At 63.1% G+C, this 22,416-nt stretch carries 21 protein-coding genes; 10 read left to right on the top strand and 11 right to left on the bottom strand.

Features of this window, described 5'->3' with window-relative positions; all coding sequences use genetic code 11:
• The first annotated feature begins 140 nt into the window (after nt 1-140).
• Together H618_RS0115075 and H618_RS0115070 are read left to right on the top strand one after the other, a co-directional pair.
• Entirely contained in the window at nt 141-1,790 is a 1,650-nt protein-coding gene (locus H618_RS0115075; RefSeq protein ID WP_028695859.1) for a GMC family oxidoreductase, read from the top strand.
• A 98-nt stretch (nt 1,791-1,888) separates the two neighbouring features.
• A complete protein-coding gene (locus H618_RS0115070) occupies nt 1,889-3,508 on the top strand; it encodes an MFS transporter (RefSeq protein WP_028695858.1) in 1,620 nt (539 codons plus the stop codon).
• Nucleotides 3,509-3,676: 168 nt separating this feature from the next.
• On the opposite strand, the gene H618_RS0115065 is transcribed toward H618_RS0115070, so the two are convergent.
• The 4 genes from H618_RS0115065 to glyQ all read right to left on the bottom strand — a co-directional run bounded on the left by H618_RS0115065 (nt 3,677) and on the right by glyQ (nt 8,039).
• On the bottom strand, nt 3,677-4,447 hold the full coding sequence (locus H618_RS0115065) for a lysophospholipid acyltransferase family protein (RefSeq protein ID WP_028695857.1): 771 nt from the start codon (nt 4,445-4,447) through the stop codon (nt 3,677-3,679).
• Between the two features lie 62 nt (nt 4,448-4,509).
• Nucleotides 4,510-5,037 (bottom strand): D-glycero-beta-D-manno-heptose 1,7-bisphosphate 7-phosphatase, encoded by a 528-nt coding sequence (gene gmhB / locus H618_RS0115060; protein WP_028695856.1) that lies wholly within the window; start codon nt 5,035-5,037, stop codon nt 4,510-4,512.
• 3 nt (nt 5,038-5,040) lie between these two features.
• The gene (gene glyS, locus H618_RS0115055) at nt 5,041-7,095 is read right to left on the bottom strand and encodes a glycine--tRNA ligase subunit beta (protein ID WP_028695855.1); all 2,055 of its coding nucleotides are present in this window, start codon (nt 7,093-7,095) and stop codon (nt 5,041-5,043) included.
• Nucleotides 7,092-8,039 (bottom strand): glycine--tRNA ligase subunit alpha, encoded by a 948-nt coding sequence (gene glyQ, locus H618_RS0115050; RefSeq protein WP_028695854.1) that lies wholly within the window; start codon nt 8,037-8,039, stop codon nt 7,092-7,094. Before glyQ ends, glyS begins: the two co-directional genes overlap by 4 nt.
• A gap of 83 nt (nt 8,040-8,122) precedes the next feature.
• Between glyQ and H618_RS0115045 the strand changes: the two genes are divergently transcribed.
• Both H618_RS0115045 and H618_RS0115040 read left to right on the top strand, forming a co-directional pair.
• Complete coding sequence (locus H618_RS0115045) at nt 8,123-8,674, top strand: DNA-3-methyladenine glycosylase I (RefSeq protein ID WP_028695853.1); 552 nt, start codon at nt 8,123-8,125, stop codon at nt 8,672-8,674.
• Between the two features lie 40 nt (nt 8,675-8,714).
• Nucleotides 8,715-9,602, top strand: a complete 888-nt coding sequence (locus H618_RS0115040) for a lysophospholipid acyltransferase (protein ID WP_028695852.1) — start codon at nt 8,715-8,717, stop codon at nt 9,600-9,602.
• A gap of 53 nt (nt 9,603-9,655) precedes the next feature.
• On the opposite strand, the gene H618_RS0115035 is transcribed toward H618_RS0115040, so the two are convergent.
• Genes H618_RS0115035 through def form a run of 5 tightly spaced genes read right to left on the bottom strand, consistent with a single transcriptional unit; the run spans nt 9,656 to nt 14,178 of the window.
• A complete protein-coding gene (locus H618_RS0115035; protein WP_028695851.1) occupies nt 9,656-9,964 on the bottom strand; it encodes a tetratricopeptide repeat protein in 309 nt (102 codons plus the stop codon).
• An 11-nt stretch (nt 9,965-9,975) separates the two neighbouring features.
• Nucleotides 9,976-11,349 carry a Trk system potassium transporter TrkA gene (gene trkA / locus H618_RS0115030; protein ID WP_028695850.1) on the bottom strand — a complete coding sequence of 458 codons (1,374 nt, stop codon included), beginning with the start codon at nt 11,347-11,349 and terminating at the stop codon, nt 9,976-9,978.
• Between the two features lie 22 nt (nt 11,350-11,371).
• On the bottom strand, nt 11,372-12,682 hold the full coding sequence (gene rsmB / locus H618_RS0115025) for a 16S rRNA (cytosine(967)-C(5))-methyltransferase RsmB (protein WP_028695849.1): 1,311 nt from the start codon (nt 12,680-12,682) through the stop codon (nt 11,372-11,374).
• Nucleotides 12,679-13,611 (bottom strand): methionyl-tRNA formyltransferase, encoded by a 933-nt coding sequence (fmt, locus tag H618_RS0115020; protein WP_028695848.1) that lies wholly within the window; start codon nt 13,609-13,611, stop codon nt 12,679-12,681. Before fmt ends, rsmB begins: the two co-directional genes overlap by 4 nt.
• 60 nt (nt 13,612-13,671) lie before the next feature.
• On the bottom strand, nt 13,672-14,178 hold the full coding sequence (def, locus tag H618_RS0115015) for a peptide deformylase (RefSeq protein ID WP_028695847.1): 507 nt from the start codon (nt 14,176-14,178) through the stop codon (nt 13,672-13,674).
• 207 nt (nt 14,179-14,385) lie between these two features.
• Here def and dprA point away from each other — a divergent pair, with 207 nt between their 5' ends.
• From dprA to H618_RS22535, 4 genes are all read left to right on the top strand, one after another.
• On the top strand, nt 14,386-15,489 hold the full coding sequence (gene dprA, locus H618_RS0115010) for a DNA-processing protein DprA (RefSeq protein ID WP_028695846.1): 1,104 nt from the start codon (nt 14,386-14,388) through the stop codon (nt 15,487-15,489).
• A 42-nt stretch (nt 15,490-15,531) separates the two neighbouring features.
• A complete protein-coding gene (gene tsaC, locus H618_RS0115005) occupies nt 15,532-16,089 on the top strand; it encodes an L-threonylcarbamoyladenylate synthase type 1 TsaC (RefSeq protein ID WP_028695845.1) in 558 nt (185 codons plus the stop codon).
• 548 nt (nt 16,090-16,637) lie between these two features.
• Nucleotides 16,638-16,937, top strand: coding sequence for a hypothetical protein (locus H618_RS22795; RefSeq protein ID WP_154660671.1), 300 nt, complete (start codon nt 16,638-16,640; stop codon nt 16,935-16,937).
• A 635-nt stretch (nt 16,938-17,572) separates the two neighbouring features.
• The gene (locus tag H618_RS22535; protein ID WP_081673782.1) at nt 17,573-17,884 is read left to right on the top strand and encodes a hypothetical protein; all 312 of its coding nucleotides are present in this window, start codon (nt 17,573-17,575) and stop codon (nt 17,882-17,884) included.
• A gap of 49 nt (nt 17,885-17,933) precedes the next feature.
• Here H618_RS22535 and H618_RS0115000 read toward each other — a convergent pair whose 3' ends face one another.
• Nucleotides 17,934-18,911: an NADPH:quinone reductase gene (locus H618_RS0115000; RefSeq protein ID WP_028695844.1), complete on the bottom strand. Its 978-nt coding sequence runs from the start codon at nt 18,909-18,911 to the stop codon at nt 17,934-17,936.
• Nucleotides 18,912-19,045: 134 nt separating this feature from the next.
• Between H618_RS0115000 and hemF the strand changes: the two genes are divergently transcribed.
• Both hemF and aroE read left to right on the top strand, forming a co-directional pair.
• Nucleotides 19,046-19,969: an oxygen-dependent coproporphyrinogen oxidase gene (gene hemF / locus H618_RS0114995; protein ID WP_028695843.1), complete on the top strand. Its 924-nt coding sequence runs from the start codon at nt 19,046-19,048 to the stop codon at nt 19,967-19,969.
• A 16-nt stretch (nt 19,970-19,985) separates the two neighbouring features.
• The gene (gene aroE / locus H618_RS0114990) at nt 19,986-20,810 is read left to right on the top strand and encodes a shikimate dehydrogenase (RefSeq protein WP_028695842.1); all 825 of its coding nucleotides are present in this window, start codon (nt 19,986-19,988) and stop codon (nt 20,808-20,810) included.
• 7 nt (nt 20,811-20,817) lie between these two features.
• On the opposite strand, the gene H618_RS0114985 is transcribed toward aroE, so the two are convergent.
• Nucleotides 20,818-22,383, bottom strand: coding sequence for a SulP family inorganic anion transporter (locus H618_RS0114985; protein WP_028695841.1), 1,566 nt, complete (start codon nt 22,381-22,383; stop codon nt 20,818-20,820).
• Nucleotides 22,384-22,416 lie beyond the last annotated feature (33 nt).

Below are 22,416 nucleotides of genomic sequence, written 5' to 3'. Positions count from 1 at the left end.
CGCCGCGCTGGCGTAAGGCGGTCAGCACGGCGCTGTAAAAAAATGCACAGCCATTGCGCAAAAACGCATGCGTGCGCAGCGAAATTAAGCACTAGGATCATAGACGACAAGAATAAAAAATCAGGCGCAAGAACATGCACATGTCATTTGCCGATTCAGGTTTCGACTACATCGTGGTCGGTGCTGGGCCTGCGGGCTGCCTGCTGGCCAATCGTCTGTCCGCTGATCCAAGCTGTCGGGTGCTGCTGCTCGAAGCCGGTGGGCGCGATAACTATCCATGGATTCACATCCCTGTGGGCTACCTGCACTGCATTGGCAACCCGCGCACTGATTGGTGTTTCAAGACCAGCGCGCAGGCAGGTCTGGGCGGTCGTGAGTTGGGCTACCCACGCGGCCGCGTGCTCGGGGGCTGCTCATCGATCAACGGCATGATCTACATGCGTGGTCAGGCCAGTGATTACGATGGCTGGGCCGCGCAAGGCAATCAGGGCTGGGCATGGAAGGATGTACTGCCGCTGTTCAAGGCCAGTGAGCGGCATTTCGCTGGAGCGTCTGACCATCACGGCGGTGAAGGTGAATGGCGCGTCGAACGCCAGCGTTACCAATGGCCGATTCTCGAAGCGTTTCGCGATGCTGCCGAGCAGTGCGGCATCGCCAAGCTCGATGACTTCAACACCGGAGACAACCAGGGCTCCGGGTATTTTCAGGTCAACCAGCGCAACGGCGTACGCTGGAATGCGGCCAAGGCGTTCCTGCGCCCGGTGATGCAGCGGCCCAACCTGACTGTGCTGACCGATGTGCAAGTCGATCGGCTGGAGCTGGAAGGTGGCCGCGCGGCGGCAGTCAACGGACGCTGGCAGAACCAGCCTCGCCGCTTCAGTGCGCGCCGCGAGATCATCCTGTGCGCGGGGGCGATTGGCTCACCCGGGATTCTTCAGCGCTCAGGCATTGGCCCGCGTTCGCTCCTGGAGCGGCTCGGCATCCCGGTGCTTCACGCGCTAGAGGGTGTTGGCGGCAATCTTCAGGATCACCTGCAATTGCGTCTGGTGTATCGCATCGCCAACGCCCGCACCCTCAACCAGATGGCCGGCAGCCTGTGGGGCAAGATGGGCATGGGCTTGCGTTACCTGTACGACCGCAGCGGGCCACTGGCGATGGCACCCAGCCAACTAGGAGCGTTCGTTCGCTCTTCAGCGGAGCAGCCCAGCGCCAACCTGCAGTACCACGTGCAGCCGTTGTCGCTGGAGCGTTTCGGCGAGCCGTTGCACCCCTTCCCTGCCTTTACCGCTTCGGTGTGCAACCTGCGTCCGCTCAGCCGCGGCCGCGTGGACATCAGCAGCGCTGACCCCAATAGCGCACCGCTGATCGACCCCAATTACTTGAGTGAGGCGCAAGACCTCACGGTGGCTGCCCAGGCCATACGCCTGACCCGACGCATCGTCCAGGCCCCTGCCCTGGCGATCTTCGACCCGCGTGAATACCTGCCCGGGGCGGAGATGAACACCGAGCAGCAATTGCATGAAGCCGCGGCGCGCATCGGCACCACCATCTTTCACCCGGTAGGCACGTGCCGGATGGGTAGTGGCCCGCTGGATGTGGTGGACAGCCAACTGCGGGTTCACGGCATTCAGGGCCTGCGCGTGGCCGATGCTTCGATCATGCCCGAGATCGTCTCGGGCAATACCTGTTCGCCAACCCTGATGATCGGCGAGAAGGCGGCGCAGTTGATTCTTCAGCAAAGCCATAGCAAGCGACCCCAGAGTACGCAGCACGCGATACCGACGCCTTGACCAGGTGACGTGCAACACCGGCAGCGGGGAGTCGGAAGCTGCCGACAGTGGAACAACAACAACTATTCACTGTGGCCCACGGGCCGAGGACAGCATCGATGTCGGACTACCTTCAAGAGCAACCCGCAGCTTCCGCTGGCGCCAGCCGCAGCGAGGAACGCAAGATCATCTTCGCCTCCTCGCTCGGCACGGTGTTCGAGTGGTACGACTTCTTCCTGTATGGCGCGCTGGCGGCGGTCATCAGCAAGCAGTTCTTCGCCGGGGTCAACGACACCACGGCGTTCATCTTCGCGCTGATGGCCTTTGCCGCAGGCTTTCTGGTGCGACCGTTCGGAGCATTGGTGTTCGGTCGACTAGGCGACATGATCGGACGCAAGTACACCTTCCTGGTGACCATCGTACTGATGGGGCTGTCGACCTTCGCCGTGGGCCTGCTGCCGACCTACGCCAGCATCGGCATCGCGGCACCGATCATCCTGGTGATTCTGCGCATGCTCCAGGGCCTGGCGCTGGGCGGTGAATACGGCGGTGCGGCCACCTATGTGGCGGAACACGCGCCGCCCGGCAAACGTGGTTTCCACACCGGCTTCATCCAGTCCACAGCCACCTTGGGCTTGCTGCTGTCGCTGCTGGTGGTGCTCGGTAGCCGCTACATCAGCGGTGACGAGTTCGAGACCTGGGGCTGGCGCTTGCCGTTCTTGCTGTCGATCGTGCTGTTGGGCATCTCGACCTGGATTCGCATGAGCATGCGTGAATCGCCAGCATTCGTGAAAATGAAAGCCCAGGGCAAGCTGAGCAAGTCGCCGATCCGGGAATCGTTCACCTCCTGGCCCAACCTCAAGGTGGTGCTGACTGCACTGTTCAGCATCAACGCAGGGCAAGCGGTGACCTTCTACACGGCGCAGTTCTACGTGCTGTTCTTCCTCACCCAGATGCTCAAGATGGACGCCGCTCAGGCCAATACGCTGTTGATCATCAGTGTGATCATCGGCGCGCCGTTCTTCGTGTTCTTCGGTTGGTTGTCCGATCGGGTGGGCCGCAAACCGATTCTGATGATCGGCCTGCTGCTGGCGACCGTGCTGTACTTCCCGCTGTTCAAGGCGCTCAGCCACTACGCCAACCCGCAGATCGACGCCGCCAGCCGTCAGGCGCCGATCGTGGTCAGTGCCGATCCAGGCGGCTGTACCTTCCAGTTCGACCCGGTCGGCAAGGCTCGCTTCGACAGCCCGTGCGACAAGGTCAAGACCTTCCTGGTCAAGCAGGGTCTGCCCTACAGCTCGGTCAAGACCACGGGCGAGGCGGTACAGGTCAGCATCGGTGAACGCACCATCGAAGGTTACGATGAAGCCGCGATGCGCGCCGCCATCGAGCAGGCCGGCTACCCCGCCAAGGCCGATCCGGCGCAGGTCAATCAGGTGATGGTGGTGGTGCTGATCGTGGCGATGATTCTGATCGCCACCATGACCTACGGACCCTTGGCCGCGGTCATGGTCGAGCTGTTCCCGACGCGCATCCGCTATACCTCGATGTCGCTGCCCTACCACATCGGCAACGGCTGGTTCGGCGGCTTCCTGCCCACGGTGTCATTCGCCCTGGTGGTCTACACCGGCGATATCTTCTACGGATTGTGGTACCCGGTGCTGGTCACTGGGATCAGTCTTGTGGTTGGCATTTTCTGCCTGCGAGAGACCAAGGACGTGGATATCGACAAGGTCTGAAGCATCCACAAAAAAACCGGCCTTCGGGCCGGTTTCTTGTGCAGCGAAAAAACTTATGCACGATTTTCGGAAAATCCTGACTTTATGAAATAAACATTAATTTCAATGAGTTACGGAAGATTTTCGGAATTTCAATACAGAGTTGCTCACACCTTATCCACAGAATCATCAAGCTACTTGTCCAGGCTGATCTTCGGCAACCGCAGGCAGTGAGCCGAGCGCGCGTTGGGTGGCCTCGTTCCAGGCCTGAGCACGGTCATTGAGCTCGGCAATGGCCCGAGGACCGGTGCCGTTGGCGTACATTGGTTCACCGATGACCACCTCGATCACCCCTGCCCGCTTGCCCCAGCCCGCCTTGGGCCAGAACTTGCCGGCATTGTGCGCGATTGGCAGCACGGGCAAGCCGGCGTTGACGGCCAGCGCCGTGCCACCGCGGGAGAACTTGCCGATCTGGCCGAAGGGCACGCGGGTGCCCTCTGGGAAGATCAGCACCCAGATGCGCTGCTTGAGCAGTTCATCGCCCTTCTTCGCCACTTGGCGCAGGGCCTCTTTGGGGTTATCGCGATCGATGGCGATGGGTCGCAGCATGGCCATGGCCCAGCCAAAGAACGGCACATACAGCAGCTCGCGCTTGAGCACCTGGCTCAGCGGCGAGAAGTACGCCGAGAGGAAAAAGGTTTCCCAGGTGCTCTGATGGTTGGCGAGGATCACGCAAGGCTCGTCGGGCACGTGCTCGGCGCCGGTGATCTTGTAGCGAATGCCCAGAATCACCCAGGCCAGCATCACGGCGAAGCGGCACCAGTAGACGTTGATGAACCGATAGCGCTGCCGGAAGGGCAGAAACGGTGCGATGAAGAAGCTCAGGGTGCACCACAGCAGCGAGCTGGTGCCCAGCAGCAGGTAAAAAAGAAAGACTCTGATCGCCTGCAGGATCGACATAGTGACATGTACCGTGGCGGGGCCTGCCCGCGTGAGAACGCTGCGCGCCAGGCGCAGCGTTTTTAAAGTAGGGCCCTGGCGACGGACGCCAGGTCTGGGTAGATCAAGGTGTGTTGCGGCACACCCTTGCTCAGGGTCTGCTCACCTTTACCGGTCTTGACCAGCACCGGTTGTGCATCAACCGCCACGGCAGCGTCAAGGTCGCCGCGGCTGTCGCCGACGAACCAGACGCCGGCCAGATCCTGCTGATAATGCTCGGCAATCGCCTTGAGCATGCCCGGCTTCGGTTTGCGGCACGCGCAGTGCTCATCCGGACCATGTGGGCAATACACGACAAGCCCGAGCTCGCCGCCCTGCTCGGCCACCAGCTCGCGCAAGCGCGTATGCATGGCTTCGAGGGTGGTGAGCGGGTAGTAACCGCGAGCGATGCCCGACTGGTTGGTGGCGACGGCCACCGTCCAGCCGGCCTTGCTCAGTTGCGCAATGGCCTCGATCGAGCCGGGGATGGGAATCCATTCCTCCACCGACTTGATATAGGCGTCGGAGTCGAAATTGATCACCCCGTCCCGATCGAGAATCAGCAGTTTCAAGGCTTACCCCAGCAACGAGATATCGGCAACACCCAGGAACAGCCCGCGCAGGCGGCTGAGCAAGGCGTAGCGGTTGGCGCGTACCTTGGCGTCCTCGGCGTTGACCATCACCGCTTCGAAGAAGGCATCGACCGGTTCACGCAAGGCTGCCAGGCGCGCCAGGCTCTCGCTGTACTGACGTGCTGCGGCCATCGGTTGCACGGCGTGGTCGGCCTGCTGGATGGCCGAATACAGCGAGAACTCGTTGGCGTTGTCGAAGTACTTCGGCTCGACCTGCGCAGCGATGGCGCCTTCGGCCTTGCTCAGCAGGTTCGACACGCGCTTGTTGACCGCAGCCAGGGCATCGGCTTCCGGCAACTTGCGGAAGGCCTGTACGGCCTGCACGCGCTGATCGAAGTCCAGTGCCGAGGTGGGCTTGAGGGCACGCACCGACAGGTAGGTGGCGACGTCGATGCCTTCGTCTTCGTAGCGCGCGCGCAGGCGGTCGAAGATGAATTCCAGCACTTGCTCGGCCAGGCCCTGGGTCTTGACCGTGGTGCCGAACTGAGCGACGGCAAAGCGCACGGCTTCGGTCAGGTCGAGGTCGAGTTTCTTCTCGATGAGAATACGCAGCACGCCCAGCGCCGCGCGGCGCAGTGCGTACGGGTCTTTGCTGCCGGTCGGCAGCATGCCGATGCCGAAGATGCCAACCAGGGTGTCGAGCTTGTCGGCGATGGCGACGGCAGCACCGGTCAGCGTGCTGGGTAGTTCGGCGCCCGCGCCACGCGGCATGTACTGCTCGTTGAGGGCCAGGGCGACGTCTTCCGGCTCACCGTCGTTGACGGCGTAGTAGTAACCGGCGATGCCTTGCATCTCGGGGAACTCGCCGACCATCTCGGTGGCCAGGTCGCACTTGGAGAGCAGACCGGCACGCGCGGCACGGGCGGCATCACCACCGATGTGCGGGGCAATCAGCGCAGCCAGCTTGGAGACCCGCGCGGCCTTGTCGTAGACGCTGCCCAGCTGGGCCTGGAAGACCACGTTCTTCAACCGCTCGTTGAAGGTTTCCAGAGGCTGCTTCTTGTCTTGCTTGAAGAAGAACTCGGCGTCGGTCAGACGCGGGCGCACGACTTTTTCATTGCCGTGGACGATCTGCTGCGGATCGCGGCTCTCGACGTTGGCGACGGTGATGAAGCGCGGCAGCAGCTTGCCCTGGCTGTCGAGCAGGCAGAAATACTTCTGGTTGTCCTGCATGGTGGTGATCAGCGCTTCCTGGGGCACTTCGAGGAAACGTTCCTCGAACGAGCACACCAGTGGCACAGGCCACTCGACCAGCGCGGTGACTTCATCGAGCAGCGACGGCGGCACGATGGCGGTGCCGTTCTGCTGGGCGGCCAGCTCGTCGGTGCGCTTGGCGATCAGCGCGCGACGTTCGGCAAAATCAGCGATGACGTAGGCTTTGCGCAAGTCTTCGGCGTAGTTGGCCGGGGCGCTGATGAGCACTTCTTCCGGGTGGTGGAAACGGTGACCACGGGAATGACGGCCGGCGTGCTTGGACAGCACGGTGCAGTCGATCACCTGCTCGCCGAACAGCATCACCAGCCACTGTGGCGGGCGTACGAATTCTTCACGGCTGGCGGCCCAGCGCATGCGCTTGGGAATCGGCAGGTCGTTGAGCGAATCCTGGACGATGGTCGCCAGCAGGCTGCTGGTGGCCTTGCCCGGGATGTGCTGGGAGAAACGCAGCTTGGCGCCGCTCTGGTCGATTTCGGCCAGCTCGACACCGCATTTCTTGGCAAAGCCCAGGGCGGCCTGGGTCGGGTTGCCGTCGGCATCGAAGGCTGCCTGGCGCGGCGGGCCGTCGATATTGATGCTGCGGTCGGGCTGCTGGGCGTCGAGCTGGCGAATCAGCACGGCCAGGCGGCGCGGTGCGGCATACACCTGCTTGCCGGTGTAGTTCAGGCCTGCGGCCTGCAGGCCCTTTTCGATACCGGCCAGGAAGGCGTCGCCGAGGCTGGTAAGAACCTTGGGTGGCAGTTCTTCGGTGCCCAGTTCTACCAGGAAATCTTGAGCACTCATTGTGCAACCTCCAGCTTGGCCAACACTTCGTCTCGCAGTTCAGGGGTCGCCATCGGGAAGCCCAGGCGTGCACGTGCCTGCAGGTAGCTTTGCGCCACGTCGCGGGCCAGGGTGCGCACGCGCAGGATGTAGCGCTGGCGCTCGGTCACCGAGATGGCGCGGCGAGCATCGAGCAGGTTGAAGGTGTGCGAGGCCTTCAGGACCATTTCATAGGTGGGCAGTGGCAGGTCGAGCTTGATCAGACGGTTCGCTTCGCTTTCGTAGAAGTCGAACAGTTCGAACAGTTTTTCGACGTTGGCGTGCTCGAAGTTGTAAGTCGATTGCTCGACTTCGTTCTGGTGGAACACATCGCCATAGGTGACCACGCCGAACGGGCCGTCGGCCCAGACCAGGTCATACACCGAGTCGACGCCCTGGATGTACATCGCCAGGCGCTCGAGGCCGTAGGTGATTTCGCCGGTGACCGGATAGCACTCGATGCCGCCAACCTGCTGGAAGTAGGTGAACTGCGACACTTCCATGCCGTTGAGCCAGATTTCCCAGCCCAGGCCCCAGGCACCGAGGGTTGGCGATTCCCAGTTGTCTTCGACGAAGCGGATGTCGTGCACCAGCGGGTCCAGGCCGATCGCCTTCAGCGAGCCGAGGTACAGCTCCTGGAAGTTGGCCGGGTTCGGCTTGAGCACTACCTGGAACTGGTAGTAGTGCTGCAGGCGGTTGGGGTTTTCACCGTACCGTCCGTCGCCAGGGCGACGGCTCGGCTGCACGTAGGCAGCGTTCCAGGTTTCCGGGCCGACGGCGCGCAGGAAGGTAGCAGTGTGGAAAGTGCCGGCGCCTACTTCCATATCGTAGGGCTGAAGCACCACACAACCTTGCTCGGCCCAGTACTTCTGCAGGGCGAGGATCAGGTCTTGGAAGGTACGCACGGCTGGCGTAGGCTGGCTCACGAAATTCACCTGTATCTGGGGATGCGGATGTAAAGAGCGGGAGTATAACCCGATTCGCCTCGCCCTCTACTGCTTGGAGCCTTATGCCACGCTGCTTTTGGTGTACCGACGACCCGTTGTACCAGGCCTACCACGACCATGAGTGGGGCACGCCGCGGCGTGATCCGGCGTTGCTCTTCGAGATGCTTTTGCTCGAAGGGTTCCAGGCGGGCTTGTCGTGGATCACCGTGCTGCGCAAACGCGAGCGCTATCGCGAGGTGCTGTATGGCTTCGACCCGGTACGACTGGCGCAGATGAGCGATGAACGCATCGAGGAACTGATGCTCGACCCCGGCATCATTCGCAACCGCCTCAAGCTCAACGCCGTGCGCCGCAACGCCCGGGCCTGGCTGGCGCTGGACAACCCGGCCGAGTGGCTGTGGTCGTTCGTCGGCGGCGAGCCGAAAATCAATCACTTCACCGGGCGCAGCGACATTCCGGTGAGCACCGACGAGGCCGTGGCCATGAGCAAGGCCATGAAGAAGGCCGGTTTCACCTTCGTCGGCCCGACCATCTGCTACGCCTTCATGCAGGCGACCGGCATGGTCATGGACCACACCACCGATTGTGATCGCTACGCCGCGCTGGTGCGCTGACGGGTACAATGCGCGGCTTGCAGCTAGAAGGAATGCACCTGTGGAAAAATTCAAAGGCGCCCTGATGGTCGGGGCGCTGCGCCTGTTCGCCAAGCTTCCGTGGTGTGCGGTGCAGCGTGTCGGCGCCGGCATCGGTTGGCTGATGTGGAAGTTGCCCAATGGTTCGCGCAAGGTGGTGCGAATCAACTTGGCCAAGTGCTTTCCGGAGATGAACCCCGCCGAGCGCGAGCAACTGGTGGGACGTGCCCTGCAGGACATCGCCAAGTCGTTCGTGGAAAGCGCCTGTGCGTGGATCTGGCCGCCGCAGCGCTCGATCGATCTGGTCAAGGAGGTCGAAGGCCTTGAGGTGTTGCAGGAGGCGTTGGCCTCGGGCAAAGGCGTGGTCGGTATCACCAGCCATCTGGGCAACTGGGAAGTGCTCAATCACTTCTATTGCAACCAGTGCAAGCCGATCATCTTCTATCGCCCGCCCAAGCTCAAAGCGGTGGACGACCTGCTGCGCGAGCAACGGGTGCAGATGGGCAACCGTGTGGCGCCGTCGACCAAGGAAGGCATTCTCAGCATCATCAAGGAAGTGCGCCGGGGTGGTCAGGTGGGGATTCCGGCCGACCCTGAGCCGGCGGAATCGGCCGGGGTGTTCGTGCCCTTCCTCGGTACCCAGGCGCTGACCAGCAAGTTCGTGCCGAACATGCTCGCCGGCGGCAAGGCGGTCGGGGTGTTCCTGCATGCCGTGCGGCTGCCCGACGGCTCGGGTTTTCGCGCCATCATCGAGGCGGCGCCGGAAGCGATGTACAGCCTTGATGTGACCGAATCGGCGGCGGCCATGAGCAAGGTGGTCGAGCGTTATGTGCGGGCCTATCCGAGCCAGTACATGTGGAGCATGAAGCGCTTCAAGAAACGTCCGGCCGGTGAAGACCGCTGGTACTGATTGATGTATGAGCGCGGGAGCGCCGGACCGCCTGACCGCCGGAGCGCTCGCCCCTACAGGGGTTTGAGTTTCTTTAGGAAGACAGTCATCTCTTTCTCGGCCTGTTTGTCGCCGTGGGCCTGGGCGGCAGTGATGCCTTGCTGCCAGGCGCTACGTGCGGCGGTCGGGTCGCCTGCCAGCTGGTGAGCCTTGCCCAGCAGCTTCCAGGCGGCCGAATACTTCGGGTCCTGCTCGACGCAGCGCGCCAGGTGCACCGCGGCCTCGGCGCCGTGTCCTTCGTCGAGCCAGGCCTTGCCCAGGCCGAAGCGCAGCAGCGGGTTATCCACACCCTTGGCCAGCATTTTTTCCAACGACTCGCGCATGGCTGTTCTCCCTAGAAGAAACTCAGGCCGACGTGGAACAGTTTCTCCACGTCGCGAATGTGCTTTTTATCCACAACGAACAGAATCACGTGGTCGCCACTTTCGATCACCGTCACGTCGTGGGCGATCAGTACCTGCTCGGCACGGATGATGGCGCCGATGGTGGTGCCAGGTGGCAGCGAGATCTGCGCGATGGCCTTGCCCACCACTTTGCTCGACTTGGCATCGCCATGGGCCACAGCCTCGATGGCCTCGGCCGCGCCGCGGCGCAGTGAGTGCACGCTGACGATATCGCCACGCCGCACATGCGCCAGCAAGGTGCCGATGGTGGCCAGCTGCGGGCTGATGGCGATGTCGATGTCGCCGCCTTGCACCAGGTCGACGTAGGCCGGGTTGTTGATCAGCGTCATCACCTTGCGCGCACCCAGGCGCTTGGCCAGCAGCGACGACATGATGTTGGCCTCATCGTCGTTGGTCAGCGCCAGGAAGATATCCGCTTCGGCGATGTTCTCTTCCAGCATCAGGTCGCGATCCGAAGCGCTGCCTTGCAGCACCACGGTGCTTTCCAAGGTGTCGGACAGGTGCCGGCAGCGCGCCGGGCTGACTTCGATGATCTTCACCTGGTAGCGGCTTTCGATGGCCTCGGCCAGGCGCTCGCCAATCTGCCCACCACCGGCGATCACCACCCGCTTGTTGCTTTCGTCGATATTGCGCAGCTCGCCCATTACCGCGCGGATGTCGCGCTTGGCCGCGATGAAGAACACTTCGTCGTCGGCCTCGATCACCGTATCGCCCTGGGGCGTGATCGAGCGATCGCGACGGAAGATCGCCGCCACCCGGGTGTCGACGTTGGGCATGTGCGCACGAATCTGGCGCAGCTGCTGGCCGACCAACGGACCCCCGTAGTACGCCTTGACCGCCACCAGCTGCGCTTTGCCGCCGGCGAAGTCGATCACCTGCAGGGCGCCGGGCTGTTCGATCAGACGCTTGATGTAGTTGGTCACCACTTGCTCGGGGCTGATCAGCACATCCACTGGAATGGCTTCGTTGTCGAACAGCTCGGCGCGGCTCAGGTACGACGATTCGCGCACACGGGCGATCTTGGTCGGGGTGTGGAACAGGGTGTAGGCGACCTGGCAGGCGACCATATTGGTCTCGTCACTGTTGGTTACCGCCACCAGCATGTCGGCGTCATCGGCACCGGCCTGACGCAGCACCGTGGGTAGCGAGCCGCGGCCTTGCACGGTGCGGATGTCGAGGCGGTCGCCGAGGTCGCGCAGGCGTTCGCCGTCGGTGTCCACCACGGTGATGTCGTTGGCCTCGCTGGCGAGGTTCTCTGCGAGTGTGCCGCCTACCTGGCCGGCGCCGAGAATGATGATCTTCATCGGCTAGTCGTACCTTTTCTGGTTATCCGCGCGAGGCGGCGATCTTGATCAGCTTGGCGTAGTAGAAGCCATCGTGCCCGCCTTCCTGGGCCAGCAACTGGCGGCCGTGGGGCTGGCGCAGGCCGGCCTCGGTGGCCAGGTCCAGCTCTCGGGCGCCGGGGGTGCGCGAAAGGAACGCGGCGATGACCTCGGTGTTCTCGGTGGGCAGGCTGGAGCAGGTGGCGTAGAGCAGCATGCCGCCTACCTCGAGGGTAGGCCACAGGGCGTCGAGCAGCTCACCTTGCAGGCTGGCCAGGGCAGGAATGTCATCGGCCTGGCGGGTCAGCTTGATGTCTGGGTGACGACGGATCACCCCAGTCGCCGAGCACGGTGCGTCGAGCAGGATGCGCTGGAACGGCGTGCCATCCCACCAGCTTGCGGTGTCGCGGGCGTCGCAGGCGATCAGTTGTGCATCGAGCTGCAGACGCGCGAGGTTTTCCCGGACGCGGGTCAGGCGCTTGGCTTCCAGGTCGATGGCGACCATCTGGGCAAGGCCCGGCTCGGCTTCGAGCAGATGGCAGGTCTTGCCACCCGGCGCGCAGCAGGCGTCGAGCACGCGCTGGCCGGGGGCCAGTTCGAGCAGGTCGGCCGACAGCTGTGCGGCTTCATCCTGCACGCTGATCCAGCCCTCGGCGAAGCCCGGCAGGCCACGCACATCGCACGGCGTATCGAGCACGATGCCGTCGCGGCTGTAGCGACAGGCGCTGGCGCCGATGCCAGCCTGGTCCAGCAAGGCCAGGTAGGCGTCGCGAGAATGGTGGCGGCGGTTGACCCGCAGAATCATCGGCGGATGGGCGTTGTTGGCAGCGCAGATGGCCTCCCACTGCTCGGGCCAGAAGGCCTTGAGCTGCTTTTGCAGCCAGCGCGGGTGGGCGGTACGCACCACCGGATCGCGCTGCATGTTGGCCAGCAGCGCTTCACCTTCGCGCTGGGCGCGGCGCAGCACGGCGTTGAGCAGGCTTTTGGCCCAGGGCTTTTTCAGCTTGTCGGCACAACCCACGGTTTCGCCCAGGGCGGCGTGGGCCGGGATGCGCGTGTAGAACAGCTGGTACAGGCCGACCAGCAGCAGCGCTTGCACATCGGCATCGGCGGCCTTGAACGGCTTTTGCAGCAGCTGCGCGGCGAGCAGTTCCAGGCGCGGCTGCCAGCGTGCGGTGCCGAAGGCGAGGTCTTGGGTCAGGCCGCGGTCGCGTTCCTCGACCTTGTCCAGTTGCGCCGGCAGTGCGCTGTTGAGCGAGGCCTTGCCGCTGAGCACGGCGGCAAGCGCGCGGGCGGCAGCCAGACGTGGATTCATTGGCCCAGCACCTTGCCGGCAGCGAAGTGCTCACGGCGGCTGTTGAACAGATCGCTGAAAGCCAGCGCCTTGCCGCCCGGCAGTTGCAGACGGGTCAGGCGCAGGGCCTGCTCGCCACAGGCCACCAGTAGGCCATCCTTGCTCGCGGCGAGGACTTCGCCTGGCTCACCCTTGCCCTCGGCCAACGTCGCCGCAAGCACCTTGACGGTGTCACCATCCAGCGTGCTGTGGCACACCGGCCAAGGGTTGAAGGCGCGCACCAGACGCTCCAGTTCCAAGGCCGGGCGGCTCCAGTCGAGGCGCGCTTCATCCTTGTTGAGCTTGTGCGCGTAGGTGGCCAGGGCATCGTCCTGTACCTCGCCGTGCAGGCTGCCATCGGCCAGGCCGGCAATGGCCTGGATCACGGCGTCCGGGCCCATGGCCGCCAGGCGGTCGTGCAGGCTGCCGCCGGTGTCTTCCGCGCTGATCGGCGTGCAGACCTTGAGCAGCATCGGCCCGGTGTCCAGGCCCGCCTCCATGCGCATCACGGTTACCCCGCTTTCGGCATCGCCAGCCTGTACAGCCCGTTGGATCGGCGCGGCGCCGCGCCAGCGCGGCAGCAGCGAGGCATGGCTGTTGATGCAGCCCAGGCGCGGGATGTCGAGCACCGCCTGCGGCAGAATCAGCCCGTAGGCGACCACCACCATCAGGTCGGGCTGTAACGCGGCGAGTTCGGCCTGGGCCTCGGCATTGCGCAAGGTCGGCGGTTGCAGCACCGGAATGTCATGGGCGCTGGCCAGTTGCTTGACCGGGCTGGGCATGAGCTTTTGCCCACGACCGGCAGGACGGTCGGGCTGGGTGTAGACGGCCACCACCTGGTAGGGGCTGTCGAGCAGGGCCTTGAGGTGTTCGGCGGCAAACTCGGGGGTGCCTGCGAAGACAATGCGCATGACGTTCTCGCTTGGAAAAAGAAGAAGGCTTGCCGCGGCAAGCCTTCTGGAAGGTGGGGATCAGGCTTGCTGGCGGTGCTGTTTTTCCAGCTTCTTCTTGATGCGGTCACGCTTGAGCTGGGACAGGTAATCGACGAACAGCTTGCCGTTGAGGTGATCGAACTCGTGCTGCACGCACACCGCCAGCAGGCCCTCGCATTCCAGCTCGAACGGCTTGCCGTCGCGGTCCTGGGCCTTGATGCGCACGCGCAACGGACGGTCGACGTTCTCGTAGAAGCCCGGCACCGACAGGCAACCTTCCTGGTACTGGCCCATGTCGTCGGTCAGTTCCTCGACCGATGGGTTGATGAAGACCCGCGGCTCGCTGCGGTCTTCGCTGAGGTCCATGACCACGACTTGCTCATGCACGTTGACTTGGGTCGCCGCCAGGCCGATGCCGGGCGCTTCGTACATGGTTTCAAACATGTCGTCGATCAGCTGGCGCAGGGCGTCGTCGAACGTCGTCACCGGTTTGGCGACGGTGCGCAGGCGCGGGTCCGGGAATTCGAGGATGTTCAGAATGGCCATAAGGTCAGGCAGTCACTGTGCATTTGGTTGAAAACTGAGCACACATAATAAAGGTAATCCGCGCATTCGGCACCTGGCAAAGGTCGGCTAGGGTGTCACAGGTCGCTTTTCGGGCTTACTCGTAGACAGCTTGTCAAAGCATTATCAACAGAGTTATCCACAGGTTGTGCAGGATGCATGGCCTGCTTTGAGCAAGGATGATCGGCCATGCCTTTACCTTTTTGTCACCTCTGCCCACCTGCCGAACTGGAGGCGCGACTGCGTCTGCACGGCGTCCCCGAAATAGGCCCACGGCGCTATTTCACGCTGATCTCCGCCTTCGGCGATGCCTGCTCGGCCTTCGCCGCCCCTGCCGGTGCCTGGCGCGCACTGGGGCTGCCGGCCAGTTGCAGCGAGGCGCGGCGCAGTGCTCAGGTGCGCGAAGGCGCGAGCGCTGCAATGGCCTGGCTAGAGCGTCCCGGCCAGCATTTACTGATGTGGGACGACCCCCTCTACCCTGCCTTGCTCAAGGAAATCGATGATGCGCCGCCGCTGTTGTTCGTCGCAGGTGATCCGCGATTGCTCGAACGTGCGCAACTGGCAGTGATCGGCAGCCGGCGCGCCAGCCCTCCGGCGCTAGACAACGCAAAGGCGTTTTCGCGGTGTCTGGCCAAGGCGGGATTCGTCATAACCAGTGGCCTGGCGCTAGGCATAGACGGCGCCGTGCACCGCGCTGCGCTGGACGCTGGCGGGCAGACCATCGCGGTACTGGGCAGTGGCCTGCAAAAACTTTATCCACAGCGCCATCGCGACCTGGCGCGCGAGATATCCGAACGTGGGTCTGCGCTGGTGTCGGACTATCCGCTCGACGCCGAACCGCTGCCCGGCAATTTCCCGCGGCGTAATCGCATCATCAGCGGGCTGTCGCTGGGCGTGCTGGTGGTCGAGGCAGGCCTTGCCAGCGGATCGCTGATCACCGCACGCCTGGCCGCCGAGCAGGGCCGCGAGGTGTATGCCATCCCCGGCTCGATCCACCATCCGGGGTCCAAGGGTTGTCATCAGCTGATCCGCGATGGCGCCTTGCTGGTGGAAAACGTCGAGCAGATTCTCGACAGTCTGCGCGGTTGGCAGAACGTCAGCCCGGCACCGACCACCACCGCGCCCAACGAGCATCCCCTGCTGGCCCTGCTGCACGCCGCGCCGCACACCAGTGAAGGCCTGGCCTTGAGCAGCGGTCTGGCGCTGAGCGATGTACTGGCGGCGCTGACCGAACTTGAGCTCGAAGGCAGAGTTACCTGCGCAGCCGGACGTTGGTTTGCAAGGTCGGCCTAAGTACACTGCTCGCACGCAAGATTTCCAGGTGGAGAAACGAACATGGTGAGCAGTTTTCGTGTGCAACAGGCCGCACGTGAGATCCGGGCAGGTGCAGTCATCGCCTACCCGACGGAAGCGGTCTGGGGCCTGGGCTGCGATCCGTGGAACGAAGAGGCGGTGTACCGTCTGCTGGCGCTCAAATCACGGCCTGTGGACAAAGGCCTGATCCTGATCGCCGACAACATCCGGCAATTCGACTTCCTCTTCGAGGATTTCCCCGAGGACTGGATCGACCGCATGAGCGCAACCTGGCCGGGGCCCAATACCTGGCTGGTACCGCATCAGGATCTGTTGCCCGAGTGGATCACCGGCGAGCACGACAGCGTCGCCCTGCGCGTCAGCGATCATCCGCAGGTGCGCGAGCTGTGCGCGCTGGTAGGCCCTTTGATTTCCACCTCCGCCAATCCTGCCGGCCGACCCGCCGCCAAGACACGGCTGCGGGTCGAGCAATATTTCCACGGTGAGCTGGATCATGTGCTGGGCGGGGCACTGGGCGGGCGCAAGAACCCCAGTGTGATTCGTGACTTGGCGACAGGGCAAATCGTACGTCCCGGTTAACGACAAAGCTGGTAATTCCAAACGCTCATCAGGCGAGTCAACGCCAAGCGACTCTTGATTGGTTTTGGGCCCGTGTTCCATTTTTCTATGCTGCGAACTGCTGCCGAGCAATTGAAATTGTGCACTCATCCCGGTGCAATGGCGTCTTAGGCTCTGTATGAAAAGTCCTGAGACGCCGCGAGACAAGGCCAATGGCGCCCCCAGCTAGGCGCCCCCAGCTATTTTCAACGCAGGATCAGCAAGTATCAGGGCTTTCAGACAGAGCCTAGCAATCTCAAAGAGCACACAGAGGACATGGAGGCACAGCCGAGTACCCACAAACGACAGAGTACTGAAACCAGCAAGTAGATTTTCGAAAAATATAATTATTTAAAGATGTGTGAACTTAGGTACTTCATCGTCAGAAATTTCGTAATTTCAAGAATTGTAATATTCTGAATTTACAAGTTTTTAATTTTTATTGTCGTTAAATCGCGCACCATTTAGGGTTGTGGGGCTGCGTCGCTCGTTGCAGAATATCCCCCTCCACTATCCAAGGCACCCGCGAAATGGCCGTTACACAGCCGAACACCGCTGTTTCAAACAGAGCAAAGGCGAAGAGCGCTGCCTCTGGCCAAACCAGAGCTAAATCCGGGAACTCCGCAACTAGACGCAATAAAGAGAAGGCGTTATCTGATAAGCAGAATGTCGCCAAAAGAACGGGTATGGCCGAGCTGACAGCAGAGCAGCTCTGGATTCGTCTTGAAACTAAAGGGTTCGGCCTTGGCAGTCACTTCGATCTGCAAAAGCTCACCCAAAATGACAGCGCTACAAAGCACGGTGCGTCGGGACGATGGGTACGGGAATGAAGTGCTTGACGAGGCGATTTTCGAGCTGACGCAGCGGAAACCTAAGGCGGAACTCTATTCCGTCGTGCCCAAAGGGGACAGAAACAAGCCAAAAAAATAAAGGCCGCTTGCGCGGCCCTAAGAGCTTAAGGAAGCACTCGCCCGGATAACTTGAAACTCGCCCGGCGCGCCAGTACAACCTTGGGGATCAGGCTACGCTTTCGAATCCGAGGGGTCAAGCGGGTGACGGCTTCGCTGATATTCGGTGCAGCGCAAAGAGTGGATTCATGAACCCTTTGCTTGACTCGCTTCGCAATTGTGCCCGTTGAATCTTCGGATGCTGACGTCAGAATTTTCTTTGATTTCCCCAATTGGGTGGCCGGCTGGAGTAGTGGGAAATATCCTACGAGCCGCGTCTACTGCCATGACCTTCTCACAGGGAATCCTTGCCCATAGGCTTCAGCCGTCGCCGAATAACTCGGCGATCGGGTGTGGTAGCCCGAACCAGAGAGTTCCTGGCAGTCAATGGCGGCTGTACGCGGGAGGCCTTGTGCCTGCCGGATTATGGGAACTCTCACCGGTTTACCACCCTGCGTGCAGCTGCCACCTAATCGTGTGGTAACGAGTAGGTGCGGCGTCAAGACGAGAGTGCCTCCATGAAAAGAATCGTACCCAGTCAACCCCTCCCTTGCACCTCCACCCGCGCATTTGGCCGCTGCGATGCTGGTCACGACCCTCTCTTTACAGTAAACCCCAACATCTCCGCCGAAGACGCATTGGTCCACGTAGCCCTTTACCTGCGCGGTGCTTATGAAACCGGTTACAAAGCGCTGGACTACCTACGTGAAGAGGGCCGAGGCCTGTTTTGGTCGCATCTGCATGCGATTGAAATGGCAGAGGGTGTAATTGATGCGCTACTCGATGGCATCGAATCGATGCCATCAAGAGGCAATCCTTCACCGGCCTAGACCTGCCATCACCGAACAGATGCTGATGGAGATTACGGGGCATTTACCTTCAGGGGATAAGTACCGTAGATCCCACTGTCCTTCGCCCAGACAACTCGGTCTGGGCCTTGGCCGCCTCGATCAGCGGGTAGCGCTGCTGGATATCCACCTTGACCTTGCCGCTGGCGATCACGGCGAACAGGTCGTCGGCCATGGCCTGGGTGTTCTGCGCGTTGTTGGCGTGGGTCGCCAGGGTCGGGCGTGTAACGTACAGCGAGCCCTTCTGCGACAGGATGCCAAGGTTGACGCCACTCACCGCACCCGAGGCATTGCCGAAGCTGACCATCAGGCCACGTGGTTGTAGGCAGTCCAGCGAGGTCAGCCAGGTGTCGGCACCGACGCCGTCATAGACTACCGGCACCTTCTTGCCGTCGGTCAGTTCCAGCACCCGCTCGACGACGTTTTCATGGCTGTAGTCGATGGTCGCCCAGGCGCCCAGCGACTTGGCCCGCTCGGCTTTCTCGGCCGAGCTGACCGTGCCGATGACCTTGGCGCCCAGCGCCGAGGCCCACTGGCAGGCCAGCGAACCGACGCCACCGGCGGCAGCGTGGAACAGAATCACGTCACCGGGTTGCACGGCGTAGGTCTGCTTGAGCAGGTACTGCACGGTCAGGCCCTTGAGCATCACCGCAGCGGCCTGTTCGAAGCTGATGCTGTCAGGCAGCTTGACCAGATTGGCTTCAGGCAGCGTGTGCACATCGGCGTAGGCGCCCAGCGGGCCGGTGGCGTAGGCCACGCGGTCGCCGACCTTGAGCCGGCTGACGCCCTCACCCACCGCTTCGACCACCCCGGCACCTTCGGTACCCACACCCGAAGGCAGTGACGGTGGCGCGTACAGGCCGCTGCGGAAATAGGTGTCGATGAAGTTCACGCCGATGGCGTGGTTGCGCACACGCACCTGCTGCGCGGCGGGTGGGGCCGGGTCGAACTCGACCAGTTGCAGAACCTCGGGGCCGCCATGCTGGCTGAACTGGATACGCTGGGCCATCTTGCACTCCTGGCAAAGGGGGGGGAAGCAGGCCCTCTATCGGACGCCTTTGCATGACCGCCGTCAACTGCGGCGCGCCGGGGTCCGATGGTATGCTGCGCGGCGAAATTCTTCCCGCCCCATCAGGTGACCCAATGTCCAGCCGCACCGAGGCCGTCAAAGCCTACCTGCTCGATCTGCAAGACCGCATCTGCGCCGCCCTCGAAGGTGAAGACGGCAGCGCCCGCTTCGTCGAAGACGCCTGGGTCCGCGACGCCGGCGGTGGCGGACGGACGCGGGTGATTGGCGACGGCCAAGTGATCGAAAAAGGCGGGGTGAATTTTTCCCATGTGTTCGGCAGTGGCCTGCCGCCTTCGGCCAGCGCCCATCGCCCGGAGCTGGCCGGACGCGGTTTCGAGGCCCTGGGCGTGTCGCTGGTGATCCACCCGCACAACCCGCACGTGCCAACTTCCCACGCCAATGTGCGTTTCTTCAGCGCTGAAAAAGAGGGCGAGGAAGCGGTCTGGTGGTTCGGCGGCGGCTTCGACCTGACCCCCTACTACGGCGTCGAGGAAGACTGCATCCACTGGCACCGTGTGGCCGAACAGGCGTGCGCGCCGTTTGGCGCCGATGTCTACCCGCGCTACAAGGCCTGGTGCGACCGCTACTTCCACCTCAAGCACCGCGGTGAGCCGCGCGGTATCGGCGGGTTGTTTTTCGATGACCTCAACGACTGGGACTTCGATACCTGCTTCGCCTTCATCCGCGCCATCGGTGACGCCTACATCGATGCGTACCTGCCCATCGTCCAGCGCCGCAAGCACGCCAGCTACACGGCCGAGCAGCGCCAATTCCAGGAGTTTCGCCGCGGCCGCTACGTTGAATTCAACCTGGTGTACGACCGTGGCACCCTCTTCGGCCTGCAGTCGGGCGGGCGCACCGAGTCGATTCTGATGTCGCTGCCGCCACAGGTGCGCTGGGGCTACGATTGGAAACCGGCACCTGGCAGCGAGGAAGCGCGCCTGACCGAGTATTTCCTGCAAGACCGTGACTGGCTCGGCCAGCAGACCCATGGATAACCCGAGGAATCGCGCAATGGACCAGTACGTCGTATTCGGCAACCCCATCGGCCACAGCAAGTCGCCGCTGATCCAGGGCCTGTTCGCCCAGCAGACGGGTCAGGACATGGCCTACAGCACGCTGCTGGCGCCGCTGGACGACTTCAGCAACTGCGCGCTGGGCTTCTTCAAGGTTGGGCGGGGTGCCAACGTCACCGTGCCGTTCAAGGAGCAGGCCTTGCAGTTGTGCGACAGCCTTACCGCCCGCGCACGCCGCGCCGGCGCGGTGAACACCCTGAGCAAACTGGCTGACGACACCTTGCAGGGCGACAACACCGACGGCGCCGGGCTGGTGCGTGACCTGACCGTCAACGCCGGGCTGGCGCTGGGCGGCAAGCGCATTCTCATCCTCGGTGCCGGTGGCGCCGTACGCGGAGTGCTGGAGCCGATTCTGGCGTTGCGTCCGCAGTCGCTGGTGATAGCCAACCGCACCGTGGAGAAGGCCGAACGACTGGCCCAGGAATTCGCCGAACTGGGGCCGGTGGCCGCCAGTGGATTCGCCTGGTTGCAGGAACCGGTGGATCTGATCATCAACGCCACCTCTGCAAGCCTTGCCGGGGAACTGCCGCCGATCGCAGGCAGCCTGGTCGAGCCAGGGCGCACGGTGTGCTACGACATGATGTACGGCAAGGAGCCCACGCCCTTCTGCCGCTGGGCCAGCGAGCTGGGCGCGGCGCAGGTGCTCGATGGCCTGGGCATGCTGGTCGAGCAGGCGGCCGAAGCGTTCCATGGCTGGCGCGGCGTCAGGCCGCAGAGCGCACCGGTGCTGGCGGAACTGCGTCGGCAACTGGCCGCCAGCTGAACCCTGCTCAATCCTCGAACAGGATCGGGCAGGCCTCAGCGCCTTCGAGCTTGTGCAGCTCTTCGATGACCTGTGGCGGTGCCCGGCGCAATGTCAGGCTGCCGCCTGTGCGCAGCAGTCGACGGGCCTCGCGGTGCAGCATGTCGACGCCGGAGTAGTCGATGAAGTTGATCTGCCGGGCGTCGATCACCACCTGTGGCCCCTGGCAACGCTGCAGGCGCGCCTGTAGGTAATGCGCCGCGCCGAAGAAGATCGACCCGCCTACCCGCAACACGTCGGCCTCACCTTCGCGCAGCTGTTGCACACGTGGCCGCGAGGTGCGCTTGAGGTAGAAGAACAGAGACGCCAGCACCCCGGCGTAGATGGCGGTCTGCAATTCCAGCAGCAAGGTGGCCGCAGCGGTCAGCAGCATTACCAGAAACTCCGAGCGGCTGACCCTGAACAGCGCGCCGATGGCGCGGTGGTCGATCAACCCCCAACTGATCAGCAAAATGCCGCCGGCCATCGCCGGAATCGGCAAATGTGCGATCAGCCCCGCACCGGTCAGGGCAAACAGCGCCACCCACAGCGCGGAAAACACCCCGGCCATGGGCGAACGGGCACCGGCTTCGAGGTTGAGTCCCGAACGGGTGAACGAGCCGGATGACAGCGACCCCGAGAACCACGCACCGATCATGTTCGACGCGCCCTGGGCGCGAATTTCCTGGTCGGCGTCGATCAGTTGCTCGGAGCGCGCCGACAGCGAGCGGGCAATCGACAGACTGGTCACCAGGCCCAGCATGCCCAGCGCCACGGCACTGGGCAGCAGGCGCAAAATCGATTCCACGTCGAGCAACGGCAGCGGGCTCAGCGGCGGCAGATGCCCGATGAAGGCCGGCACTCTCGGCACCTCGGCGAACCACGACGGCAGCGCCCAGGCCAGCAGGCTGACGCTGAACAGGCTGATCAACAGGCCCGGCCAGCGCGGGCGCAGCAGCTTGAGTACCAGCCCCAGCAGCAAGGTCGCCACGCCCAGCATCAGCGAGGGCACATCGACCTCACCGACATGGCTGAGCAGGCTTTCCAGGGTTTTCAGCGCGGTGGCCTGACTGCGCAGGTCGAGTCCAAGCAAATTGGGCAGTTGCCCCAGGGCGATGACCACCGCAGCGCCCAGGGTGAAGCCCAGCACCACCGAATGGGAGACGAAATTGACCACCGCGCCGAAACGCAGCATGCCCAGCAGCCACTGGAAAATGCCGGCAAGGAAGGTCAGCAGCAGAATCAGCGTGACGTAATCATCGCTGCCGCTTACCGCAAGGGGGCTCACGCTGGCATACAGCACCACGGAAATCGCCGCCGTCGGCCCGCAGATCAGGTGCCATGACGAGCCGAACAGCGAGGCGATCAGCACCGGGACGATGGCTGCGTACAGGCCGTATTCCGCCGGCAGGCCGGCGATCAGGGCGTAGGCGATGGACTGCGGCAAGGCAAGGATGGCGCCGCTCAGGCCCACCAGCAGGTCTTGCAGCAGGCTGCGGCCCGATTGTCGGGGTAGCCAGACGAGAAACGGCAGCAGCGAACTAAGGCGGGGCATCAGGCGCGGTCCATTGGGCAGTGGCGTCGAGGG

The organism is Pseudomonas cremoricolorata DSM 17059 = NBRC 16634 (genome assembly GCF_000425745.1).
In the GTDB taxonomy this organism is placed as follows: Bacteria; Pseudomonadota; Gammaproteobacteria; order Pseudomonadales; family Pseudomonadaceae; genus Aquipseudomonas; species Aquipseudomonas cremoricolorata.
Note: the sequence above shows the minus strand (reverse complement) of the source record. Positions and strands in the feature narration are given on the sequence as shown.